This window comes from Pseudooceanicola sp. NS-SX8 (genome assembly GCF_057380755.1).
The window spans coordinates 2,999,800-3,015,960 of the sequence record NZ_CM170819.1; the positions used below are offsets into that span (position 1 = coordinate 2,999,800).

A 16,161-nucleotide genomic window follows, 5' to 3' on the forward strand; every position below is an offset into this window, starting at 1 on the left:
GACCAGCCATGAGCGAGACCGACCTGATCAAACTCTACTCCGCGCGTATCCTCGCCCTGGCGGCAGAGATCCCGCAGCAGGATCGCCTGGAGGCCCCGGATGCGACTGTCCGAAAGCGTGCGCCCCTCTGTGGTTCGACCATAACCGTGGATGTGCGCGTTGAAGACGGGAAAATCGTTGAATACGGGCAGGATGTGCGCGCCTGCGCCCTGGGTCAGGCGGCGGCAAGCGTCGTCGGCGGTGCCGTTCTGGGGCGGAGCAAGACAGAAGTCCTGAAGGCTCGGGATCAGCTGCGCTCCATGTTGAAGGAAAATGGCCCGGTTCCGGATGCGCCCTTCGATGGGCTTGCCGTGCTTGAACCCGCCCGGGACTACAAGAACCGCCACGCCTCCATTCTCCTGTCTCTGGAAGCCCTCTCCGAGGCGCTTGAACAGGCCGCGCAGACCGACTGCGCTTAACCCCTTCGCAGGGTTTCCTGCCTATGGCTGGGACGGCGCAACAGGACCGGCCCGCCATGCAACAGGATCATGATTTTCAGGACGCAGAACCGGCGGGCGTATCGCTCGATCGGCTGGCCCGGAACGCTTCGGCCCTCGGGCAGGAAATCGTCGATGTGGACGGCTTTCTCGAAGACCTCACCTCACGCACCGAAAATCTATTGGCTCAGCTGAAGTCGGTCCGCCGCGGAACCGGTGCCGTTCTGCAGATGAACGCCAGCGTCATGACCACGATCCAGGATGCCTATGCGCAGCTGGAAGACACTCAGACCAGCTTCGAAGATGCCATTAGAACGGCGGAAATCGCCGGCAGGCACGCGCGCAGCGTCCTGACCTGGGTGCTGACCCTGAACACCAGGACGCAGGACGTCGAAACCGTGCTGGAAGACGTCCAGAGCAGCAACGACCAGATCGCGGCCATTGCGGCCCAGGTCAACATGCTGGCCATCAACGCCAAGATCGAAGCGGCACGTGCCGGCGAGTCCGGCAGGGGGTTCTCGGTCGTGGCCGATGCGATCAACACCCTCTCCCAGCAGACCGGCACCGCAGCCGAAACGATAGGAGACAACATCCAGCGCCTGGTTGACTGGATCACCCAATTGCAAACGGAAACCTCGACCGTATCCGAAACGTCCCGGGACCTCGCGCGCGCGGGGGATGAGGTTACGACCAAGAACGGTGAGGTGAAGGATGCGATGGATCGCTCCGTCGCCCGAATGAAGCTGGTCCGGGATGACGCGGTGGAGGCAGACCGCGCCCTGCGCGATTACACGCCGCAGATCGAAAGCACTTTCATGATCATCCGCGAAAGTGTGGGCGCGGTGGACGATGTGCACGAACGCTTGCAGACCCTGCGGGACCTGTCGGAGGCGATGGTACAGGATTCTGTCATCGCTGGCGGTGATTCCGACGATGGCGCCTTCATTCGTGATGTGCAGGAACGGGCCAAGCTGATCTCTCAGAGGTTCGAAGAAGCCGTCGGCGACGGCCGGATCTCCTTCGAAGATCTGTTCGACACCAACTATCGCCCTGTCCCGCGCAGCGACCCCGAACAGGTGACAACCCGCTTTGCCGGCCTGACCGACAAGATCCTCCCCGATCTTCTCGAAGAAGCGCTTGCGCTCGATCCACGCGTGACCTTCTGCGCCGCAGTAGATCGCAATGGCTACCTTCCGACGCACAACGAAAAATTCTCTCACCCGCAAAGCGACGATCCGGTCTGGAACATGGCCCACTGCCGTAACCGGCGCATCTTCGACGACCGTGTTGGGCTGAAAGCCGGGCGAAGCACCGATCCCTTCCTGCTGCAGGTCTATAGACGAGACATGGGCGGCGGCGAATTCAGGCTGATGAAGGATCTTTCCGCCCCCATCTTCGTCAAGAACCGGCATTGGGGCGGGCTGCGCCTGGCCTACGCGTTCTGACACCGCCTACGATTTTTGGCTGTTCGCGCGCCGTCGGCTCGACAAGAAAAAACCGCCGCGCTCCTGGCAGGGAGGCGGCGGCAAAGTATGCAGTGTCGCTTGGGACAGAGGGCGCGTTCCGGGCGATGAGGCGATCCCGGCTGGCTGGACAGGCTATCCAACCGACATCTCGGGGGAAATGACGCGCCCTGCTACGACATGCAGGCAGAAACGAGGGTCAACCAAGGGCCGGCAGGTAAAGAGAACCGAGCAGAAGCACGCCAAGGGCAACAGCCCCGCAAATGTCCTGCAGCAAAGCCGAGGGAGAAGTGCGGGCAACGCGGAGCAGTTCGTTCAGCATGTGTCGGATCCTTACCTGTTGGTGTTGATTTTACTTCGTTGCCCTTTTGTTCTCACATCCATCGCCGTCCGTAAAGAACTTTTTAAGAACTTTTGCGAACAAAATGGGATACCCACAGGATTCCAGCGACTTAGCCGACGTTGATCAGACGGATCGCCTCATCCTGTCCCATCAGCCAGAGCAGAACGCGCGCTGCGCGGCCGCGCTCCGACTCCAGGCTCGGGTCCTGGGCCAGAAGTGTGCGAGCATCGCTTTGCGCGATAGCCATCAGCGCCGTCTGTCGTTCCAGATCAGCGATCCGGAACCGGGGCACCCCGCTCTGGGCTGTCCCGATCAGATCACCTGCCCCCCGCATTTCCAGATCCGCCTCTGCAATGCGGAACCCATCCTCGGTTTCCCGCAACAGGGTCAGGCGTCGCATTCCCGCCTCTGACAGCGGCGCCTGGTAGAGCAGCAGGCAGGTCGAGTCCTGATCACCTCGTCCCACGCGTCCACGCAGCTGGTGCAGCTGAGCGAGGCCGAAGATTTCGGCGCGTTCGATCACCATGATGGTCGCATTGGGCACGTTGACGCCAACCTCGATCACGGTTGTGGCCACAAGGACGTCTGTCTCACCACGTTGAAACGCGGCCATCGCCGCATCCTTCTGTTCCGGCGGCATCTGACCATGCACCAGTCCGACGCGCCCCTCTCCCAGCTGGGCACGAAGCAGACGAAACCGTTCCTCCGCTGCAGTGAGGTCGCTCTTCTCGCTTTCCTCGACCAGGGGACAGACCCAGTAGGCCTGTCGCCCCTGCCCCGTGGCACGATCCAGGTGGTTCACGATTTCCTGCAGTCGCTCGGTGGAACTGAGCGTGGTGCGGATCGGCTTCCGGCCTGGCGGTTTCTCGTCCAGGATGGAAACATCCATGTCGCCGTATTGCGCGAGGCTCAGCGACCGCGGAATGGGCGTGGCCGTCATCACGAGGATATCAGCCCGCTTCCCCTTTCGGCCCAGTTCCAACCGCTGGCGCACGCCAAACCTGTGCTGTTCGTCGACGATGGCGAGTCGCAGATCCGCGAAATTCACGTCAGCCTGAAACACCGCGTGGGTGCCCACAAGGATGTCGATCCGCCCCTGAGCGAGGTCTTCCAGCTTCGCCGCGCGGTCCGCACCCTTGTCTCGACCGGTAAGGATCTCCAGCCGGACCCCTGCAGCCGCGGCGAGCGAGCCCAACCCCTCCATGTGCTGACGCGCCAATATCTCGGTCGGGGCCATCATGACGCCCTGCCCGCCGGCCTCCACCGCGATCAACAGCGCAAGGAATGCGACGAGCGTCTTGCCTGCCCCCACGTCCCCCTGCAGCAGACGGGACATGCGATCCTCCCGGCCCATGTCCGCCGCGATCTCTTCCACCGCACGACGTTGCGCGCTAGTGGGGTCATAGGGCAAGGACTTCAGAACCTTCGCCCGAAGATGGCCATCCCCCTGCGTGGAACGCCCCGCGCGCTTGCGTTCGACCATGCGCGCCAATGCAAGGGTCAGCTGATGCGCAAGAAGCTCATCGTAGGCCAGGCGTTCTCTTGCTGGCGCCTCCGGGCTGGTCGCATCCACCCCGTCCGGCCGATGCGCCTGCTCCAGCGCCGCGCGCCAATCCGGCCAGAGCTTTGATGCGCGCTGCCCCGGATCGATCCACTCCGGAAGCAGCGGGGCACGCGACAGCGCCGATTGCACGGCCCGCGCCATCAATCGCTGCGTGACCCCTGCGGTCAGAGGATAGACCGGCTCGAACTCAGGGATCTCGTCAGCATCGTCCAGCGGCAGGACGTGATCGGGATGCGGCATGTTCGCGAAGCCATCGTAAAGCTCCAGCTTGCCAGAAACGACCCGCCTCGCCCCCTCCGGAAGGATCTGCTGCAGGTAGGTGCCACGCGCGTGAAAGAAGACCAGGTCGAATTCCGTCTCTGCATCTTCCACCCGAATGCGATAGGCGCCTCCACGGCTGCGGGAGGGATGGTGCCGCAGGACGGTGACCTCCACCGTTGCCATCGCGGGAAGCTGAAGACCCAGGATCGTCGCGCGACGACGCCTGTCCACCACACCATGGGGAAGCATGAAGAGCATGTCGCGCGGCACTTCGACAGCAAGCTGACCAAGGTGCTTTGCCGTTTTCGGCCCCACCCCTTCCAGGGATTCCAGTGCCGCGAATAGCGGAAAAAGGACCTCCGGCCGGCCGCTCATGCGTCGCCGATCATCTGTAGCCAGTCGTCTTCATCTATGATCCGCACGCCCAGGCCCTCTGCCTTCGTTGCCTTCGATCCGGCACCCGGCCCGGCGATCAGGATGTCCGTCTTGGCAGAGACCGAGCCGGAAACCTTGGCCCCTAGCGCCTCTGCCCGCGCCTTGGCTTCGCTGCGCGTCATTTTTACAAGCGTCCCGGTGAAGACCAGGGTCATCCCGGCAACCGGGCTATCGCTCGCCTGAGGGGCTTCGACTTCCTGGATATCCAGCTCCGCCACGAGCCTGTCGATCGAGGCGCGCTCTGCGCCCTGGGCGAAACTTGCAACAAGGGCAGCGGCAACCTTCGTCCCGATCCCATCGATACCCGTGATTTCATCCCAGGCCGCGCGCTCTTCTGGTGCAATGGCAGGATCCTGGGCCCAAACCGCTTCGCGGGCGGCCTTGAGGTTCGCGCGACGCCCCTCATCACTGGCCCGGGCACGCTCTTCCGCCTCGGCCGCCTCTGCCAGCAGGTGACGTTCCTGTGCCGGGCGCGAAAGGTCGATGACCTCTGCAAGGCGTTCCCAGGATCCGAAATGCCGCGCAAGATCCTGGGCGACCACTTCCCCCACATGCCGAATTCCAAGCGCAAAGAGCGCTCGGTTGAGCTCGATCTTTCTCCGCGTTTCGATTGCGGCGAACAGGTTTTCGGCAGACTTCTCCCCCCAACCCTTGATCTGCGCCAAAGGCTTATCCGCCAGGTGACGGATCGCGCTGGACACATGGCCCGCGTCCGCTTCATCTGCCGGAACACCCGCGGTCCGCAACATCTCTGCAAGCTCGGACAGCAATTCCAGCCGCCGATCCGGATCGTGGTCGCTGCGTGCGACAACATCCGCCGGATCCCGGACCAGTCGTTCGCCCGCAAGGTCACGCCGCTGGAGGGTGAAGATATCCGCCGGTTCTGCGATCCAGCACATCGCGTAAAGGAATTCGACCTGCTTGGCTCCGAGCCCTTCGATATCGAAGGCAGATCGGGACACGAAATGCCGCAATTTTTCAACAGCCTGTGCCGGGCAGATCAGTCCGCCAGTACAACGCCGGACGCTATCACCCTCCTCGCGGATCGCCTGGGAGCCGCATTCCGGACAAAGCTCGGGGAAATGAAAGGGTTCGGTGCCCTCGGGGCGCTTGGACAGATCGACATCGGCGATCTTCGGGATCACGTCTCCGGCACGGTAGACCTGCACCCAATCGCCAACGCGGATATCCTTGCCCTCGCGGATCTCCTCCCCCCGGTTGTCCCGACCGGCAATGTAATCCTCATTGTGCAGCGTCGCATTCGACACGACCACGCCGCCAACGGTGACCGGATGCAGACGGGCAACCGGGCTCAGGGCGCCTGTTCGGCCAACCTGAATGTCGATTGCCTCCAACCGGGTCCAGGCCAGCTCTGCCGGGAACTTGTGCGCGATGGCCCACCTGGGCGTGGTGGAACGGAATCCGAGGCGCGCCTGGAGATCAAGATCGTTAACCTTGTAGACCACCCCGTCGATATCGTACCCGAGTGTCGCCCGCTGTTCCTCGATCCTGCGGTAGTGCGAGAGCATCTCTTCGGGACCGTTGCACAGCTGCGTGAGGGGATTGGTCTGGAACCCGAGGGCATCGAGGCGCTCGATGGAGCCCATCTGCGTGTCCGCGAGGGGGGCGGACAACACGCCCCAGGCATAGGCGAAGAACTTCAACGGACGGCTGCGAGTGATTTCCGCGTCCAGCTGGCGCAGTGAACCCGCAGCGGCATTTCGGGGGTTGGCGAAAGTCTTCGCCCCCTGTTCTTCCTGTCGCTGGTTCAAAGCCTGGAAGTCCTCATGGGACATGTAGACTTCTCCGCGAACCTCCAGCCTTTCGGGGGCGCCGTTCAACCGGGTCGGGATATCTGAGATCGTACGTGCGTTGGCGGTTACGTTCTCTCCGACCTCCCCGTCGCCCCGGGTCGCGGCGCGCACCAACTCTCCATTTTCATAGAGCAGCGAAAGGCTGAGCCCGTCGATCTTCGGCTCCGCCGTATAGGGCAGTGCAGCTTCGGCTGACAGCCCCAGGTAGCGCCGGATACGGGCATCGAACTCCTGCACATCTTCATCGGCGAAGGCATTGCCGAGCGAAAGCATCCGAACGTCGTGACGGACCTTTCCGAACCCTTCCGCCGGCGCAGCACCGACCTGTTCGGACGGGCTGTCTTCGCGCTTGAGCTCTGGGAACCGTGCTTCGATCGCTGCGTTCCGTTGCTTCAGCGCATCATATTCCGCGTCGGAAATGTCCGGAGTGTCTTCCTGATGGTAGGCGAGATTCGCAGAAGACAGAAGGTCCGCGAGCCGGGCAAGCTCCCTTCTGGCTTCGGATTTCGTCAATACTTCAACGGAGATTTCCTGAAGTTCACCCGACATTCACGGCGCCCCTTATCACTGTTCCATACCGGGTGAACCGGTGGGGAAAGAGATAGGGGGCGCGCGGGACAAGGTCCAGTCGGTCTTCGCCGTGAGTGGTGGCCGCCCGGAATTCGGCTGATCGGCGCTGTCAGCCCGCGCCGAGGGCCATCTTCTTTTCGTCCATGTGCTCCGGCTCGGGGTCACGCAGGACATAGCCACGCCCCCAGACCGTTTCGATGTAGTTGTTGCCTTCCGTCGCCGTCGAGAGCTTCTTGCGGAGCTTGCAGATGAAGACATCGATAATCTTCAGTTCCGGCTCGTCCATGCCGCCGTAGAGATGGTTGAGGAACATTTCCTTCGTGAGGGTCGTGCCCTTGCGCAGCGAAAGCAGCTCCAGCATCTGGTATTCCTTGCCGGTCAGGTGAACCGGCTTGCTGTCGACCTCCACCGTCTTAGCATCGAGATTGACCTCGATACGGCCAGTGCGAATGACGGACTGGGAGTGGCCCTTGGAACGCCGGATGATGGCATGGATCCGCGCAACCAGTTCTTCGCGGTGGAAAGGCTTCGTCAGGTAATCGTCCGCCCCGAAACCGAACCCTTTCAGCTTGCTTTCGGTATCATCCGCGCCAGAGAGGATCAGGATCGGCGTTTCGATCCGTGCCAGACGCAATTGCCGCAGCACCTCATGCCCGTTCATGTCCGGCAGCCCCAGATCCAGCAGGATCAGGTCGTAGTCGTACAGCTTGGCAAGATCGATCCCTTCCTCGCCCAGATCCGTCGTGTAGACGTTCAGATTGGCATGAGTCAGCATCAATTCGATGCTTTTCGAAGTCGTCGGGTCATCTTCTACCAAAAGCACGCGCATGCCGAGTTCTCTCCGTTAATCCCCTGGATGTGATTAATCGTGACGCCAATTGGTTAACCTAAAGTTATCGGCTAACAACAACCGCACCAACAACTTAAGGTTGTCGATATTTCTGCAACGCGGTCGCCTTCAGGGCCTCTTCGCCATGGTTCGCAACCGCGCTCACCCACTCCAGGAACTCCTCACTCGACAACGAGTATCGCTCCAAAGCCTCATCCTGGGAAATGAGACCATGGACTACCCCCCGCACGACCGCAGCCTTGCGCGATGCCACCCACCTGCGGGTCTCCGCAGGCGGCAAATCTGCCCTCGTCATCACGCTTCCATCCGGAAGCGTAACGGCCCTTGGGCCCTGGACCTTCTTCAAGTACATCGCTCCGACCCTCGATAGATCGAAACCATCCTTGACGCAGGGGTTTAACGCCGGATGAAACGGCGGGTTGAGAGTGTCTCGCATTTTCCTATATTCTCTTGGTCTTATTCACGCCGGGCCGACGAGTCGTCCCAGTCCCGGCAGATCAGGAGCACCCATGGCACTCGACAAGGCACCAGAGCTGAACTCTCTCGGCTTCGCGAAGCCGCCGTCGGAAACCCGCGTGGTCGTTGCAATGTCCGGCGGGGTCGACAGCTCCGTCGTGGCCGCCAAACTGGCCGAGGAAGGCTACGACGTCGTGGGCGTGACCCTGCAGCTTTACGACCATGGCGCCGCCCTGGCCAAGAAGGGTGCCTGCTGCGCCGGGATCGATATCCACGACGCCCGTCGCGTGGCCGAGGAAATGGGGTTCCCCCACTATGTTCTTGATTATGAGAACATCTTCCAGGACGCGGTGATCGACGAATTCGCCGACAGCTACCTGGCTGGCGCCACCCCTGTGCCCTGCATCCGCTGCAACGAGCGGGTGAAGTTCAAGGACCTGCTGGAAACGGCAAAGGACCTCGACGCGGATTGCATGGCCACCGGCCACTACATCCAGCGCATGGTCGGAGACAACGGGCCGGAGCTGCACTGCGCCGCAGACGCCAACCGCGATCAGAGCTATTTCCTGTTCTCTACCACGCCCGAACAGCTGTCATTCCTGCGCTTCCCGCTGGGCCATCTGCCCTCCAAGGAAGCCACAAGGGAGCTGGCCGCCCAATACGGTCTGGCAGTGGCTGACAAGCCGGACAGCCAGGATATCTGCTTCGTGCCGAACGGCAATTATGCCTCGGTCATCGAAAAGCTGCGCCCGGGTGCCGCCGAGCCGGGTGAGATCGTTCACGCCGACGGCCGCGTCCTGGGCTCCCACGAAGGGGTGATTCACTACACCATCGGTCAACGTCGCGGCCTCGGGATCGGCGGGCTGAGCGAACCCCTTTACGTGGTGAAGTTGGACGTCGACAAGAAGCAGGTCATCGTTGGCCCCAAGGAGTTGCTGGCAACGCGGACGGTCCCGGTGCGGGAAATCAACTGGATCGGCGAAGGCAAGATGACCGACAAGGCGGAGCACCATATCTCCGTCAAGGTCCGGTCGACCCGTCCGCCGCGCGAAGCGATCCTGCGACCGATTTCGGAGACGGAGGCAGAGGTTGAACTTCTGACGGCGGAGGAAGGGATCTCCCCCGGGCAGGCCTGCGTCTTCTATGAAACCGGTGGCAGCCGGATCCTAGGTGGTGGCTGGATCTGGCGCGGCTACTGACGCCCGCGCCTGCCCGAAACGATTGACGCGCACCCCAAGGCGCGCGTTTGCGTTTCAGGGCAGCCGCTCCAGAATTGCCCGGGCGGCGCGAAGGCCAGGGTCTTCGCCACCCTGCCCCAACCTGGCCATCGTCGCTTCAAGCGCATCGAACTGGTCGGAAGGATCTTCCAACACCTGGGCGAGGGCCGGGGCAATCTTGTCAGGATGGCAATCCGCGCCGATGAACTCCGGAATGACACGACTGTCAGAGACAAGGTTCACCAGGGTCACGGTATCGGTGATCAGCATCCGGCTCATGATGAACTGTGTCAAAGGGGACATGCGATACGCAATCACCATCGGTGTATCTGCTGCGGCCAGTTCAAGCGACACCGTGCCGGACGCAGCCAATGCCACGTCCGCGGCATGAAAGGCAGCACGTTTCGCCCTGGCGAAGGCCTCTCCGTCCGTGTCCCGCGGGTCAAGCACGACCACGCCGGACGGCCAGTCGCGTACCATCGCTTCGACTTCGTTTGCCACGTTTGCCGCGGCCGGCAGGACAAAGCGCAGTTCGGGATGCCGGTTCCGCATCTGCTCGACGACCTGCCCGAAGATCGGCCCAAGACGCGCCACCTCTCCCTTGCGGGAGCCCGGTAGGACCAGCATCAAAGGGTCATCGCCAATTTCCGTCTCGTCGCGGAAGGCGCGCACTTCCTCCGGGCTGGCTTGCGGTGACGTCGCGATCGGGTGACCGACGAAATCGCAATCCATGCCAGCGGCTTGCATGAAGGGCGGTTCGAACGGAAACAGCGCGAGCACCTGGTCGATCACCTTCGCCATCTTGTCCGCGCGCTTGGGGCGCCAGGCCCAGACGGTGGGCGCCACATAGTGCACGGTCCGAATGTCGGAGCTTTCCTTGACCAGGGCCGCAACCCGCAGGCAGAAATCCGGGCTGTCGATGGTCAGAAGAAGATCCGGCGGATCTGCAAGGACCGCATCCGCGCATTCCCTGATCCGACGCTTCAGATGAAAATACTTCGGCAGGATCTCCGCCAGCCCCATGACCGACAGCTCTTCCATCGGAAAGCGGGAACGCAGGCCCTGCGCCTCCATCCCGGGGCCGCCGACGCCGTCGAAGGTCACAGCGCCACCCGTCAGGTCCTTCAGGCCCGCCATCACTGCCGCCCCAAGGTTGTCCCCCGAAGGTTCGCCCGCAATCACGAAGACACGCATCAGATTTCCTCCGCGAGGATTGAAACGCCCAGTTCCCGGGCGAGGTCCGGCAGGGTCTCTGCCTCGACCAGTAGTACCTTGCCTGCAGCGATGACGATCGCACCGATACCCGCTGCGGCGGCCCCTCTCACGGTGTCGGGGCCGATGGTCGGCATGTCGACCCTCAGATCCTGCCCCGCCTTGGGCAGCTTGCAAAAGACACCCGGCGCCTTGCGCAGCCGCTCGGGCGTCTCGGCCACGAAGCGCAGAAGGGCATCTGTCCCCTGTACCGTTTCGATGCCCAGGCAAAGGCCGCCCGCCACCACGCAGCCCTGACCGATATCGAGCGGGGCAAGACCGCCAAGGATGTCCTTCGCCCGCGCCTTGTCCGCCAGGGCCTGCCCTCTCAGAGGCTCCCCCGCGAGCAGCCCTGGCCGGGCCGTGATCTCCGGCAGCACCTCGTGCGCGCCGATGACCCTGAACCCCTGCTCCTCGACGATGGAGATCACCAGACGCAGCAGGCCATCGTCACCGGCCCCGGTCAGGGCCTTCATGATGCGGGGCGCCAGACGAAGCATCGTCAGGTCCAGCTGCTTGGGGTCGATCTGTGGGCGTGACAGGGCACCGGCCATGACGACCCGGGTGACCCCCTCAGCCTTCATCGCGGCAAACAGGCTTCCGAGCTTTTCATAGCGGAACCGGGTCAGCCGCTCTTCCGGCAACAAGCAGTCAACACCTTCGAAGGAGGCAACGTAGCAGTCTGGTTCAGCCGCCACGAGCTTCAGCGGCAAGCCGCCGTTTCCGGCAATCACGCCCAGACGGCCGCCACCACCAGCCCCGTTCGAGGCCGGATCAGCGTCCTTGCGACGCCCGCTCCACCAGCCCATCGGTCAGGCTCCCGGGGTCAGGAAGGATCGATCGGTCTGTCCGGTGATGAAATCGACGATCTCGCGCACGTAGTCGCTTTCGGTCTCTTCCCCAAGGCGTCGCGCACGGTCCTGGAAGGCCCCTTCGCCCTGCGCAAGCATCTGGAAGGCGGCCCTCAGCGCGGTGATGTCGGCACGTGCCACGCCACGCCGCTTAAGACCGACCAGGTTCAGCCCCTCCAGGCGGCCACGATCCGCATGGACCAGGCCGTGCGGGATCACGTCGGCGGTTACCATGGTCACCGCGCCGATGATTGCCCCGCGGCCGATCCGGACCCACTGGTGCACCCCGGACAGGCCACCGATGATCACCTCATCCTCGATGACGCAATGCCCGGCAAGAGCCGCGTTGTTCACCACGATGACATTGCTGCCAACCTGGCAGTCGTGCGCGACATGGCAGCCCGCCATGAACAAGCCGTCGTCCCCCACCCGGGTGACGCCACCGCCGCCCGCGGTACCGGCGTTCATCGTCACGGTTTCCCGGATCCGATTCCGCTTGCCGATGATGAGACGGGTTTCCTCGCCCTTGAACTTCAGATCCTGCGGGATCCCGCCAAGCACGGTGAAGGGATGGACCAGGGTATCGTCCCCGATCTCGGTCATGCCCTGAACGACCACGTGGCTCATCAGTTCCACGCCCGCGCCCAGCACGGCCTTGGGGCCGACGTGACAGAAGGGGCCGACCTTGGCACCGGGGCCGATCTCGGCTCCGTCCTCGATCAGGGCCGACGGATGGATGATGGCTTCGTGGCTGATCGCCATGGGTCAGGCCTCCGTGGCAGGCAGGTCGAGCATGGCCATGAACTCGGCCTCGCAGGCCAGTTCGCCATCGACGGTTGCGGCACCGGCAAATTTCCACATTTTGCCGCCGGGCTTGCCACGCAGGGTTTCGACCTTCATTTCAAGGACGTCGCCAGGCACGACCATGCGCCGGAACTTGGCCTTTTCGATCGACATGAAGTAGATCAGGGCGTTCTTGTCTTCCAGACCCAGAGCAGCCCCCACGATCACGCCAGCGGTCTGCGCCATCGCCTCGATGATGGTCACACCAGGCATGATCGGCTTGCCGGGAAAATGCCCCTGAAAGTGGGGTTCGTTCATCGTGACATTCTTGATGCCCTTGCCCGAGGTATAGCCATCGATCTCCACCACCTTGTCGACCAGAAGGAAGGGGTAGCGGTGGGGAATGATGCGCTGAATACGTGCAATATCCGCGCTCTGAAGCGTCTCGGTCATGGGTTCTTTCCTCGTGGAGCCATGAGCGCTAGGCGCCCCCGGCAAGGCTCTTGTCATGCTTGTCCCTAGCAAGTCGCCTGCGTGGCGGCAAGCAGGCGAAAGGTCGTTCGGATAGCGGAATGGCCCCGCCCCGGTCAGTCCCCGTCGGCGGCGCCTTCCACGCTGCCACCGGAAGAAGGAACATCCGCGCCGGCATTGTCCTGCACCGGGCTTTCATCCGTGTCGCCTGTTTCCGTCGAGGGATCCAGCTGTTCCGCGTCCCCCTCCTTCGGCATCAGCGTCTGGTCGATCCTCTGTACCGCCTCATCGGTAATGTCAATCACCCCGCGCGTCACGAAGACCGTCCTGCGTTCAAGGATCACGGCGCTGCCCGCCTCCTGCATGATCTGGTTTAGAACAGGCTCCACCGCCTTGAGGAATTCCCGGCGGATCTGGTCGTTGTCCTCCCCCAGACCCGCGGCTTCCTGCTCCCGCTCGCGACGGATGCGGGTCACCTTTTCGTCGAAGGCATCAGCCAGAACGCGGAAGTCTTCGGGCGACATGCTCGCCCGCTTCTCGGTCAGATCCTGTTCCTCCTGGCCCAGGTCGGCTTCCAGCTTCCGGTTCTCGGCCGCGATTTCCGCCGCCTTCGCCTCCAGCTCCTCGCTCAGCTTGGCACCATAGCGACTGTCGGAAAACAACCTTTCGCTGTCGACCACCAGAACGGGAGAGCGCGGGACGATAAGCTCCGGCGCGGCGGACTGATCAGGCGCGTCAGGCGTCACCTGCTGTGCCCCGACGGGACCAGCAATCCAGAACGCGGAAATCCCGGCCAGCAAAAGCCGGACCGGGATTGCACAAAGGGGTCTCAGATGCGCCAAGGTGGCCTCAGAAGTCGGTCCGGATCGACAGATCGAAGGTTTGTTCCTTGTCGTACTCTTCCTTCTGAAGCGCCTTGGACCAGTTGAACCGAAGGGGCCCGATCGGCGTATTCCAGAAGAGCGACACACCAATGACCTGACGCAGGGAGAAGTCTTCGTAGATCACATCCGACGCGGACTCATCCAGCCCCCAGGTGGAGCCGATATCGTAGAAGACACCACCGGTGATCCCCAGTTCCTCGGGCAGGCCAAGGGGGAATTCCGCGTCGAACTGTGCGACCGCGTAGTTCACGCCACCCAAGGCATCATCATAATTGCCGTCGCTGTACTGCCGCGGGCCGATACCATCCGGCGTGAAGCCCCGCATGATGGACGACCCAATCCGATAACGATCGGTCGCCAGCGACGTGTTGTCGCCCAGCATGGCAATGGAGCCCGCCTTGAAGGTCGCCCGCAGGGTCACTTCCTCGTTCAGCACCTTGGTCTGCGCGATGGCGCGGGCGGTCGAGCGGACAAACTCCACATCGCCACCGACCCCGCCGAAGTCCTGAGCGAATTCCAGCAGGTAACCCGCATTGGGGTTCAGACCGGTCAGGCGGCTGTCGAAGGTGTACTTGTAGCCAAGCGACGAGGAATACCGCAGATCCTCATCCGCTTCCGCCTCCAGCAGCGAACCGACCTCGGCATCGTCGGACAGATTGATGTCCGCGCCGTTGAGCTTGTAGTTCACATTCAGCGTCGACTTTTCGCTGACCGGGAAGGTCAGGCCGGTCACGAAGGTCCCGGACAGGGTATCGTAGTCGGAGTAGTCGGATTCCGTCTCGGCGTAGTTCAGCCCGAAGTTCAGCGCCACATCACGCCCCAGCAGATGGGGTTCAACGAAGTTCAGGCCATACTCGGTGTCGGAGCTCGCGCCGGAAACAGTCACACCAAGGGTCTGACCGCGACCGAGGAAGTTGTTCTCGCGGAACGAGATCGCAAGGCCGAAACCATCGGTCGTCGAATAAGTGCCCCCGAAGGACAGCGACCCGGTGGGCGCCTCTTCGACCTGGACGTCGACGATCACCTGGTCCGGACGGGTCCCTTCCCGCGCATTCACGTCCGCGTTCGAGAAGTAGCCGAGCGCACGGATGCGTTCCGCGCTCTCGCGGATCTCGCGCGGATTGAAGGGATCGCCCTCGGCAACCTTGAACTGCTGGCGGATCACCCGGTCCAGCGTGGTCGTGTTGCCTTCGATCTCGATCCGTTCCACGAAGACGCGCGGCCCCCGGGACAGGACGAAATCCACATCCAGCGACAGGTCACGATCATTGCGGGTGATGCGCGGTTCGATCCGCAGGAAGTCCCGACCCTGCTTGTTGGCCAGGCGTTCCATGCGCGCGATGGAATTCTCGACCTGGGTGGGCGAATAGACCATGCCCGGCTTCACCTTCAGCGCCGCCTGGAACTCGGCCGCATCCGCGCCCTCATATTCGCTCGTCGTCGTGATGTTGCCGAATTTGAACTGCTGACCCTCTTCGATATTGAAGGTCACGGTGTAACCGTTTCGTTCCGGCGAAAGCTCCGCGTTCACGCCGGTGATACGGAAATCGACGTAGCCACGAGACTGGTAGAAGTCCTTCAACACCTGCTTGTCGAACTCGATCCGGTCCGCGACGAAGGTGTCGGAGCGGAAGAAGGCCCGCAGCAGGCCCGCCTGCTTGGACTCCAGCACCTGACGAAGGCGACGATCGGAGAATTCGGTATTGCCGACAAAGGAGATCCGCTCGACCTCGGTGTTCTTGCCCTCGAAGATCTCGAAGACAAGGTCGACGCGGTTGTCAGACCGACGGATGATCCGCGGGGTCACCTTTGCCGCCAACCGGCCCTGCTGAGTGTAAGCCTCTGAAATCAGGGCTGCATCTGCTTCGGCCTGTGTCGGCGAGAAGACCTGCCGGGAAGTGGATTTGACGATCTCGGACAGCGCATCGTCCTTGATGCGGCGGTTCCCCTCAAAGGAAATGCGGTTGATTGTCGGATACTCCGACACGTTGATCACCAGCGTTCCGCCCTGCGGGGTCAGCTCGACCGTTTCGAACAGGCCGGAGTTCACGATATTCTGGTAGGCTTCGTTCAGATCGGCGGCAGAGACGCTCTGACCGCGGGCGATTCCCGCGTAGGACAGGATCGTGCCGGTCGGGATACGTTCGTTCCCCTCGATGCTGACAGTGTTGAAAACGTAGCTCTGAGCGAGCAGCACCTGCGGTGCAGTGACAGAAACACCTGTCACAACGGCGAAAATGGCGGCCGCCAGCGGCATGGACATTTTGGTACGGCGCAGCGAGGTGGCAGCCCCGGCCAGTTCGGCGTTCGTCATCGTTAAGACCCACTCAGACATCCCAGTTGAGATGTGAGTATCGGAGTAATAACCACTTGTCAAAACTGCAAAACGCGCGGCCGGATCAGACACGCGCGTTCAGGAAAAAATCGGCCAGTCTGCGTTCACGCCATCCAGGGGAAGCCCTGGAAAGGGCG

Annotated in this window: 14 protein-coding genes; 3 read left to right on the forward strand and 11 right to left on the reverse strand. The window is 62.5% G+C overall.

Features of this window, described 5'->3' with window-relative positions; translation table 11 throughout:
- Positions 1-8 precede the first annotated feature (8 nt).
- Together AC2IR1_RS13735 and AC2IR1_RS13740 are read left to right on the forward strand one after the other, a co-directional pair.
- Positions 9-458 (forward strand): iron-sulfur cluster assembly scaffold protein, encoded by a 450-nt coding sequence (locus AC2IR1_RS13735; protein WP_486472533.1) that lies wholly within the window; start codon positions 9-11, stop codon positions 456-458.
- Positions 459-514: 56 nt separating this feature from the next.
- Complete coding sequence (locus AC2IR1_RS13740; RefSeq protein WP_486472534.1) at positions 515-1,921, forward strand: methyl-accepting chemotaxis protein; 1,407 nt, start codon at positions 515-517, stop codon at positions 1,919-1,921.
- 217 nt (positions 1,922-2,138) lie between these two features.
- Here the strand turns inward: AC2IR1_RS13740 and AC2IR1_RS13745 are convergent, their stop codons facing one another.
- From AC2IR1_RS13745 to sciP, 5 genes are all read right to left on the reverse strand, one after another.
- Positions 2,139-2,261 (reverse strand): hypothetical protein, encoded by a 123-nt coding sequence (locus AC2IR1_RS13745; protein ID WP_486472535.1) that lies wholly within the window; start codon positions 2,259-2,261, stop codon positions 2,139-2,141.
- A 130-nt stretch (positions 2,262-2,391) separates the two neighbouring features.
- On the reverse strand, positions 2,392-4,482 hold the full coding sequence (gene recG / locus AC2IR1_RS13750; protein WP_486472536.1) for an ATP-dependent DNA helicase RecG: 2,091 nt from the start codon (positions 4,480-4,482) through the stop codon (positions 2,392-2,394).
- Positions 4,479-6,905, reverse strand: coding sequence for an NAD-dependent DNA ligase LigA (gene ligA, locus AC2IR1_RS13755; RefSeq protein WP_486472537.1), 2,427 nt, complete (start codon positions 6,903-6,905; stop codon positions 4,479-4,481). Before ligA ends, recG begins: the two co-directional genes overlap by 4 nt.
- 130 nt (positions 6,906-7,035) lie before the next feature.
- Positions 7,036-7,755, reverse strand: a complete 720-nt coding sequence (ctrA, locus tag AC2IR1_RS13760; RefSeq protein ID WP_486472538.1) for a response regulator transcription factor CtrA — start codon at positions 7,753-7,755, stop codon at positions 7,036-7,038.
- Positions 7,756-7,849: 94 nt separating this feature from the next.
- Positions 7,850-8,128 carry a CtrA inhibitor SciP gene (gene sciP / locus AC2IR1_RS13765; RefSeq protein WP_486476417.1) on the reverse strand — a complete coding sequence of 93 codons (279 nt, stop codon included), beginning with the start codon at positions 8,126-8,128 and terminating at the stop codon, positions 7,850-7,852.
- Positions 8,129-8,285: 157 nt separating this feature from the next.
- Between sciP and mnmA the strand changes: the two genes are divergently transcribed.
- Complete coding sequence (gene mnmA, locus AC2IR1_RS13770) at positions 8,286-9,431, forward strand: tRNA 2-thiouridine(34) synthase MnmA (protein WP_486472539.1); 1,146 nt, start codon at positions 8,286-8,288, stop codon at positions 9,429-9,431.
- Positions 9,432-9,485: 54 nt separating this feature from the next.
- On the opposite strand, the gene lpxB is transcribed toward mnmA, so the two are convergent.
- The 6 genes from lpxB to bamA form a co-directional block, all read right to left on the reverse strand.
- Entirely contained in the window at positions 9,486-10,643 is a 1,158-nt protein-coding gene (lpxB, locus tag AC2IR1_RS13775; protein WP_486472540.1) for a lipid-A-disaccharide synthase, read from the reverse strand.
- Positions 10,643-11,509: an LpxI family protein gene (locus AC2IR1_RS13780; RefSeq protein WP_486472541.1), complete on the reverse strand. Its 867-nt coding sequence runs from the start codon at positions 11,507-11,509 to the stop codon at positions 10,643-10,645. The genes lpxB and AC2IR1_RS13780 overlap by 1 nt, the downstream gene beginning before the upstream one ends.
- Before the next feature lie 3 nt (positions 11,510-11,512).
- Positions 11,513-12,313, reverse strand: coding sequence for an acyl-ACP--UDP-N-acetylglucosamine O-acyltransferase (gene lpxA, locus AC2IR1_RS13785; protein ID WP_486472542.1), 801 nt, complete (start codon positions 12,311-12,313; stop codon positions 11,513-11,515).
- 3 nt (positions 12,314-12,316) lie between these two features.
- The gene (fabZ, locus tag AC2IR1_RS13790) at positions 12,317-12,787 is read right to left on the reverse strand and encodes a 3-hydroxyacyl-ACP dehydratase FabZ (RefSeq protein ID WP_486472543.1); all 471 of its coding nucleotides are present in this window, start codon (positions 12,785-12,787) and stop codon (positions 12,317-12,319) included.
- A 134-nt stretch (positions 12,788-12,921) separates the two neighbouring features.
- On the reverse strand, positions 12,922-13,551 hold the full coding sequence (locus AC2IR1_RS13795; protein ID WP_486472544.1) for an OmpH/Skp family outer membrane protein: 630 nt from the start codon (positions 13,549-13,551) through the stop codon (positions 12,922-12,924).
- A gap of 103 nt (positions 13,552-13,654) precedes the next feature.
- Positions 13,655-16,003 carry an outer membrane protein assembly factor BamA gene (gene bamA / locus AC2IR1_RS13800; protein WP_486472545.1) on the reverse strand — a complete coding sequence of 783 codons (2,349 nt, stop codon included), beginning with the start codon at positions 16,001-16,003 and terminating at the stop codon, positions 13,655-13,657.
- Between the last annotated feature and the right edge of the window lie 158 nt (positions 16,004-16,161).